Source organism: Nitrosospira sp. NpAV (assembly GCF_000832065.1).
GTDB lineage: Bacteria > Pseudomonadota > Gammaproteobacteria > Burkholderiales > Nitrosomonadaceae > Nitrosospira.
Genome location: NZ_JXQM01000074.1, coordinates 1 through 1,197, shown reverse-complemented (window position 1 = coordinate 1,197; position 1,197 = coordinate 1). Strand labels below are relative to the sequence as shown.

General features: G+C 54.6%; 1 protein-coding gene. It reads right to left on the bottom strand.

Going from position 1 to position 1,197, the window contains the following annotated elements; translation table 11 throughout:
* Positions 1 to 104 precede the first annotated feature (104 nt).
* Positions 105 to 1,043 carry an urease accessory protein UreD gene (locus tag SQ11_RS15370; protein WP_052494305.1) on the bottom strand — a complete coding sequence of 313 codons (939 nt, stop codon included), beginning with the start codon at positions 1,041 to 1,043 and terminating at the stop codon, positions 105 to 107.
* Positions 1,044 to 1,197: the final 154 nt, after the last annotated feature.

Genomic DNA, 1,197 nt, shown 5'->3' with positions numbered 1-1,197 from the left:
CTCGTTAAATTAATCATCGCCCTACTTCTTCAATATCCTGGCTACAGCCAACTTGACACCGTCTGTTTCAAAATCAACAATCCCTGCTACTTTGATAGTGGAGATTATGTATTCCACATACGCGGAACCATTGCTTCACGGCCCAGCATCTCGGGACGCAGCAGACCCCAAATATGCAGCATAATCCGCCGTGCCGTCTCGCTCGAATTCCCCTGATAACGTGCAACCACGACCGGTTTCAACCGTGAAATACCGAGATGACCGGCGCCGTTCGCAATGGCACCCGCTTCCTCGCGCACTGTATCCAGGATCGCGGGGGACACGTCTTTCCCCACGGCAATCAGGGTAGCACAGACGGTATTGCCGGCAAGCACCAGGGGACTTTTCATTGCCGTACTGCCACCAGCCAAGCGGAGTTGCTCGAACCAGATCAGCTTCCCCTCGCGGCGGATGCCGATGCGTTGCGCAATCTGCCCCTTGGTGAAGGACTCGCCGGAGGCGGTCCGGCCGAAACATAAAATCTCGCAACCGATATAGCTTGCCTCCTTCTCCAGCACGACTTGATGATCGAGCGCCACATTTACATCATCGAAAAAGATGGTCTCCTGCGGCACCCACTCAAGCATGCCTCCGGCGCCCACTTCGAGCTTTATATTCTGACGCGAAACATGGCCGTTGGCCTTATACCATTTGGCTGCGCCGGGCGTCGTGATTTGCGCCTTTGCCACCGCGCCAACCTTGACGGCGATATCCAGTTTGTCTCCGCCTACTACTCCGCCCGGTGGATGGATGATGACGGCCTGGCAAAGGTCCTGGCCATCGGGATAAAAGGGTTTCTGCACCAGCAACGGGCCGAAATGATCCCTCCCCACCAATCGGGTCGTGCCGCCATCTTTCGCAAAAGTGAGAGACAGCCTTGCTTCAAGACGCGCTTGAGGCAATCCGGGCGCAGGACTGGAGGGGTGCTGGGCGGGATAGATTCGACGAACCACAGCGGCAGAGTTCTGCTTGGCAGCTAAATCAGTGAGAATCGTGGAGTGCATTTTTTTTGTTTGTTATTCACTGCTTCTAAAGATGTTTTCATAATCGCCCAATTTGTGATCAAGGGGCGCTCCCTATACTATATAACCAGACCGGCGTGCCCCGTCCATTCACAGACACTACATCTGCAACTGAAACGAGAGTTTGAATACGTCC